At 74.2% G+C, this 6,513-nt stretch carries 3 protein-coding genes; all 3 read right to left on the minus strand.

The window, feature by feature from the left end; all coding sequences use genetic code 11:
* Positions 1–301: 301 nt before the first annotated feature.
* The 3 genes from AB0L34_RS32340 to AB0L34_RS32350 all read right to left on the minus strand — a co-directional run bounded on the left by AB0L34_RS32340 (position 302) and on the right by AB0L34_RS32350 (position 6,453).
* Positions 302–3,424, minus strand: a complete 3,123-nt coding sequence (locus tag AB0L34_RS32340) for an Rne/Rng family ribonuclease (RefSeq protein WP_363709298.1) — start codon at positions 3,422–3,424, stop codon at positions 302–304.
* Positions 3,425–3,555: 131 nt separating this feature from the next.
* Positions 3,556–4,275, minus strand: coding sequence for a TIGR03936 family radical SAM-associated protein (locus AB0L34_RS32345; protein ID WP_363709302.1), 720 nt, complete (start codon positions 4,273–4,275; stop codon positions 3,556–3,558).
* Between the two features lie 192 nt (positions 4,276–4,467).
* Positions 4,468–6,453, minus strand: a complete 1,986-nt coding sequence (locus tag AB0L34_RS32350; protein ID WP_363709300.1) for a TIGR03960 family B12-binding radical SAM protein — start codon at positions 6,451–6,453, stop codon at positions 4,468–4,470.
* Positions 6,454–6,513 lie beyond the last annotated feature (60 nt).

The following is a 6,513-nucleotide window of genomic DNA, read 5'->3' on the forward strand; positions in this document are numbered from 1 at the left end:
GCCCCCCCCCCACCCCGCGCCCCCCACCCCGCCGGCCCCGGCCCCCCGGCCCCCCGCCCCCCGCCCCGGGGGGGGGCCCCCCCGCCGGGGCCCCCGGGGCGCCCGGCTCCGGCCGCTCGGCCGCGCATCCGGCGCCGGTGAGCAGGACAGCGGTGACCGTGGTGACGGCGAGCAGACGGCGCATGGTTCTTCTCCTGACCGGGTTGGCCGATCGTGGCCGGGGATCGACCATACGACAAGGCCCCCTCCCCGGGACATTGCCGGGAAAGGGGCCCTGCCAAACGCCGGGCTGCTCAGCCGGTCACGGCCGGGTGCGCCGCCGCGCGCCGCTGCGCCGGGACCGGCGCCGGCCGGAGCCGCCCTCCGGCTCGTCGCCGTCGGTGTCGGCCAGCGCGTCCGGGTCGTCCGGGGCGGCCAGCCGGGCGGACTCGCCCGTCTGGCTGTCGGCGATCTCCGGCGCGGCGGGGGTGTCCGTCTCGTAGCGGGACAGGTCGTAGCCCATGGTGTCGTGGTAGTCGGCGTCCGGGCTGGTCGCGGTGTCGGGCTCGGTGACCTCGGCCACGGTCCGCTCGACCGGCGCGCTCTTGCGGGCCCGCTTCCGGGACGCGCCGCCGCCCTGCTCGGCCGCCGGGGCGGCGACCGCCGAGGCGACCGCCTTGACCTTCTCCCCCGCGCCGCCGCCGGAGCGCGGCTTCTCCGGCACCGGCTCGGTGTGGATGATCAGGCCCCGGCCCTTGCAGCACTCGCAGGTCTCGCTGAACGCCTCCAGCAGGCCCGCGCCGATCCGCTTGCGGGTCATCTGCACCAGGCCGAGCGAGGTGATCTCGGTGACCTGGTGCTTGGTGCGGTCCCGCCCCAGGCACTCGGTCAGCCGGCGCAGCACCAGCTCGCGGTTCGACTCCAGCACCATGTCGATGAAGTCGATCACCACGATGCCGCCGATGTCGCGCAGCCGGAGCTGGCGGACGATCTCCTCGGCGGCCTCGAGGTTGTTCCGGGTGACCGTCTCCTCCAGGTTGCCGCCCGCGCCGGTGTACTTGCCGGTGTTGACGTCGACCACGGTCATCGCCTCGGTGCGGTCGATCACCAGGTGGCCGCCGGACGGGAGGAAGACCTTCCGGTCCAGGCCCTTGAGGATCTGCTCGTCGATCCGGTACGTGGCGAAGACGTCCGTGGTGCCGACGTGCCGGCGCAGCCGGGCGACCAGGTCCGGCGAGACGTGCGACAGGTACGACTCGACCACGTCGTACGACTCGTCGCCCTCGATCACCAGCTCGCGGAAGTCCTCGTTGAACAGGTCCCGGACGACCCGGATGACCAGGTCGGGCTCCTCGTAGAGCAGCACCGGGGCGCCGCCCTCGGCCGCCTTGGCCTGGATGTCCTCCCACTGCGCCTGCAACCGCTTGACGTCGCGGGCCAGCTCGTCCTCGCTGGCGCCCTCGGCGGCGGTCCGGACGATCACGCCCGCGCCGTCCGGCACCAGCTTCTTCAGCACGTCCCGCAGCCGCTTGCGCTCGGTGTCGGGCAGCTTCCGGCTGATGCCGGAGGCGTTGCCGTTGGGCACGTAGACCAGGTGCCGGCCGGAGAGCGCGATGTGGCTGGTCAGCCGCGCGCCCTTGTGGCCGATCGGGTCCTTGGTGACCTGCACGAGCACCGAGTCGCCGGACCGGAGCGCCTGCTCGATCGAGCGGGCCCGCCCCTCCAGGCCGGTGGTGTCCCAGTTCACCTCGCCGGCGTACAGCACGGCGTTGCGGCCGCGCCCGATGTCGACGAAGGCCGCCTCCATGCTGGGCAGCACGTTCTGCACCTTGCCGAGGTAGACGTTGCCGGCCATGGTGCCGGAGGAGTTGCGGGTGACGTAGTGCTCGACCAGCACCCCGTCCTCGAGGACGGCGATCTGGGTCCGGTCGCCGCGCTGGCGTACCGCCATCACCCGGTCGACGGCCTCCCGGCGGGCCAGGAACTCCGACTCGCTGAGGATCGGCGGCCGGGTCCGGCGCTGCTCGCGGCCGTCGCGGCGGCGCTGGCGCTTGGCCTCCAGGCGGGTCGAGCCGGAGACGCCCTGCACCTCGTCGACGGTCTTGCGCGGCTCGCGGATCTTGACGACGGTCGGCACGCCGTCGTCGGCACCCGCCTCGACGTCGCCGGCGCCCCGGCGGCGGCGGCGCCGGCGCCGGCGGGTCAGCGCGTCGCCGCCCTCGGCCTCCTCGTCCTCCTCGCCTTCGGCCTCTTCCGCCTCGGCCTGCGCGGCCTCCTCGGACTCCTCGTCCTCGATGTCCTCCGCGCCGCCCTTGCCCCGGCCCCGGCCCCGGCGGCCCCGGCGGCGGCGACGGCGGGCGGCGGTCTCGTCCTCGTCCTCTTCCTCGTCCTCGGCAGCCTCCTCGGCCTCCTCGGTCGGCTCCTCCTCGGCCTCGACGGCCTCGGCCACCTCGACGTCGCGGCGGCCGCGCCGGCGGCGGCGGGTCGGCTCGGCCGGCTCCTCCTCGGCGGCGGGCTCCACGGCCGCCGGGGCGGGCGTGACGACCCGGGCCGGCGGGATCTCCTCCGGCTGCGGGGCCATGAAGAGCACGGTGGGCGCGGAGAGCGCGGCCCGCCGGCGGCGGGTGCGCGGCTCCGGCTCGGCGGCGGGCTCCTCCTCGACGGCCGGTTCCGCTGCGGGCGCGGCGCCCGGCGGCACCTCGCCGGCCCGGGTCTCCGCGCCGGCGGCCGTGGCGGGCGGGGCGGCGGCACCGAACTCGGTGCCGGCCTGCGGCTCGGCCTCGCCGGGCTGCTCGGCCTCGCCGGGCGCGGCCTGGGCGGCCTCGTCACCGGCGGCCGGCTCGGCGGTGCCGGCCGGGGTCTCCGCGGCCGGCTCGGCCGCCGCGGGAGCGGCCTTCTTCCGGCGGGCACGGGTGGCCTTGACCGGCTTCGCCGCCTCGGCGGGGGCCTCCTCCACCGCGGCCGACGGCTCCCCGGCGGCCCGCGCCGTGGGCTCCTCGGCCTGTGCCGTGGGCTCCTCGGCCGGCGCCGTGGGCTCCTCGGCCGGCGCCGTGGGCTCCCCGGTGGCCTTGGCGGTGGTGGCCTTGCGGCGGCGGCGCGTCGCCTTCGGGGCGGCCTCGAGGTCGCCGGTGACCGGGGCGAGCACCTCGGCCTGGGGCGCCTCGGCGCTGCCCGGCACGGCCTCGGTCGACGCCTGCACCGGCGCGTCGGTCTGCTCGGGCTGGTTCAGGGGCGCGGCGCGCCGCCGGGGGGTACGGCGTCGGGCGGGCGCGACCGGGGCCTGTCCCGCCTCGGTCGCTCCGGCGTCCGCCGTACCGACGGCGGCGTTCTCCGCCCCGGCGGTGCTCCCCGCCTCGGTGGCGTTCTCGGTGGTGCTGATGTCAGCGGTCTCGTCGGCCGGCTGTGAACCGGTCCGTTCGCCGCCCTCGGGCTCGTTCTCGAGCATGGACGTTCTCCAGTTCTGGCTGCCCCGGGCGCGGGTGAGCGCTGCCACGCAGGGTTGCCGCAAAAGTGTTTCCGCCGGGCGCGCAGGGTGCGCGACCGCCGAAGTCTGCCTGCCTGAACGCCGACCGTCGGTCAGCGTTCACCGATGGTTGCCCCGTCGCGGTCCGCGTCCAACGGATCCGCTATCGCACCCTGCGCGGTCAACGTGCCCTGTGCCAGCCGGATCACCCTCGGGGAGACCGGCGGCTCCAGGTCGGCCACCACGCGGAGGCCGGAAAGGACGTCATCGGGCCGCACGGCGGGGGTGACCTGCCGCACGACCAGTTCGAGTATCGCACACGGTACGGCCGGGACCCCGGAAGGCGTCTCCGCCGACGCCGCGACATCGATGCGAATCACTGCTGCTCGGGCGTCGAAGGTGCGCCGGCCCTGTTTGGTCATCCGCTCGACGAGCACCTCGTCCGCGGCCGTGAAGGCGGAAACCGCCCGTTCCAGGACGGCGGGGTCGACCTCGGGCAGCTCGATCCGCCAGTGCGACGCCTCGATCCGGTCGGCAAGACTCCCGCCGCCGGCCACGACGGCGTCGAGCACGTCGAGCCCCGGCGAGAGCGCGGCGTCCAGCGCGGCGCGCAGCTCCTGCGGGTCGACCGGCTCGCGGAGGCCGATCTCCAGGTATTCCGCCTCGCTCGCGACGCCGGTGGGGGCCGCGCTGGCGTACGAGATCTTGGGGTGCGGGGTGAAGCCCTGGGAGAAGGCGATCGGCACGCCGGCCCGGCGCAGCGCCCGCTCGAACGCCCGGGCGAAGTCCCGGTGCGACGTGAAGCGCAGCGGACCGCGCTTGGCGTACCGGATCCGGACGCGCTGGACGACCGGGGCCTGGCCGCCCTCTGGCTGTGGTTTCCTACTGATCGTCGTGCTCCTCGGTGTCAGAGACCGGCTGACCGTGAAGGCACCCGCGCGACAACGCGCGTGCCGCTGACGACAGCCGCATGATCGACCCGGTGCGCGGCGGGCGGCGCGAGGGCGCCACCCGCCCGCGGCGGGCTACTGCTGGGCGCCGGTGGGGAGCTTCAGGCCGTTGATCGGGGTGAGCGGGAGGAGTTTCTTCCCGGTCGGGCCGATCTGGATCTCGGTGTCCATGGCGGGGCAGACGCCGCAGTCGAAACACGGGGTCCACCGGCAGTCGTCCTGCTCGTACTCGCTGAGCGAATCCTGCCAGTCCTGCCAGAGCCAGTCCTTGTCCAGGCCCGAGTCCAGGTGGTCCCAGGGCAGGACCTCCAACTCGTCGCGCTCGCGGGTGGTGTACCAGTCGAGATCGACCCCGAACTGCGGCAGCACCTCGGCCGCGGCCTCCACCCAGCGCTGGTAGGAGAAGTGCTCGCTCCAGCCGTCGAACCGGCCGCCGTTCTCCCAGACCTTGCGGATCACCGCGCCGACCCGGCGGTCGCCCCGGCTGAGCAGGCCCTCGATCAACGAGGGCTCGCCGTCGTGGTAGCGGAAGCCGATCGCCCGGCCCAGCGAGCGGTCCGAGTTGATCGCCTGCTTGAGCAGCTTGAGCCGGCCGTCGATGACCTCCGGCCGCTCCATGGACGCCCACTGGAACGGGGTGTGCGGCTTCGGCACGAAACCGCCGATGGAGACGGTGCAGCGGATGTCCTTGGACCCGGTGGCCGCCCGACCCGCCCTGATCACCTCGTGCGCCATGTCCGCGATCTCGAGGACGTCCTCGTCGGTCTCCGTGGGCAGGCCGCACATGAAGTAGAGCTTCACCTGCCGCCAGCCGTTCGTGTACGCGGTGACGACGGTGCGGATCAGGTCTTCCTTCGACACCATCTTGTTGATGACCTTGCGGATCCGCTCCGACCCGCCCTCCGGCGCGAAGGTCAGGCCGGTACGCCGCCCGTTGCGGGACAGCTGCTGCGCGAGGTCGATGTTGAACGCGTCGACCCTGGTCGACGGCAGCGAGAGCGAGACGTTGGTGCCCTCGTACTGCTGGGCGAGGCCCGAGCACATGTCGCCGATCTCGGAGTGGTCGGCGGACGACAGCGACAGCAGGCCCACCTCGTGGAAGCCGGAGAACTCCAGCCCCTGCTGCACCATCTGCCCCACCGTGGTGATGGAGCGCTCGCGCACCGGCCGGGTGATCATGCCGGCCTGGCAGAACCGGCAGCCCCGGGTGCAGCCCCGGAAGATCTCCACCGCGTACCGCTCGTGCACCGTCTCGGCGAGCGGCACCAGGGGCTTCTTCGGGTACGGCCAGGCGTCCAGGTCCATGGTCGTGCGCTTGTGCACTCGGAACGGCACGTCCGCCCGGTTCGGCACGACCCGCTGGATCCGGCCGTCGGGCAGGTAGTCGACGTCGTAGAAGCGCGGCACGTAGACGCTCTCGGTGCGGGCCAGGCGCAGCAGCAGTTCGTCGCGCCCGCCCGGGGAGCCCTCCGCCTTCCACTCCCGGACGATCGCGGTGATCTCCAGGACGGCCTCCTCGCCGTCGCCGAGCACGGCGGCGTCGACGAAGTCGGCGATGGGCTCCGGGTTGAACGCGGCGTGACCGCCGGCCACGATCACCGGGTCGGCGTCGGTGCGGTCGGCGGCGAGCATGGGGATGCCGGCCAGGTCGATCGCGCTGAGCAGGTTGGTGTAGCCCAGCTCGGTGGAGAAGGAGATGCCGAACACGTCGAAGTCGCGCACCGAGCGGTGCGCGTCGACCGTGAACTGCGGCACGCCGTGGGCGCGCATCAGCTTCTCCAGGTCCGGCCAGACCGCGTACGTCCGCTCGGCGAGCACGTCGGGCTGCTCGTTGAGCACCTCGTAGAGGATCTGCACGCCCTGGTTGGGCAGGCCGACCTCGTAGGCGTCGGGATACATCAGCGCCCAGCGGACGGTCGCGGTGTCCCAGTCCTTGACCACCGCACCCAGCTCGCCACCGACGTACTGGATGGGCTTGGTCACCTGGGGCAGCAGCGGCTCCAGCCGGGGCCAGACAGAATTGGCCGCGACGGGACGCGGCGTGGTGGACGGGACGCTCATGATGCCCAAGGGTACGCGCCCCGTCGGCGGCGACCGCGCGGACGCCCCCGCGCCGGGGCG

Origin of the sequence: Micromonospora sp. NPDC052213 (assembly GCF_040679695.1) — a bacterium.
GTDB lineage: Bacteria > Actinomycetota > Actinomycetes > Mycobacteriales > Micromonosporaceae > Micromonospora.

Bases quoted from the DNA above. Each gene is read 5' to 3' on its own strand.
- AB0L34_RS32340 (WP_363709298.1), bottom strand. From the start codon at position 3,424: ATGCTCGAGAACGAGCCCGAGGGCGGCGAACGGACCGGTTCACAGCCG.
- AB0L34_RS32350 (WP_363709300.1), bottom strand. From the start codon at position 6,453: ATGAGCGTCCCGTCCACCACGCCGCGTCCCGTCGCGGCCAATTCTGTC.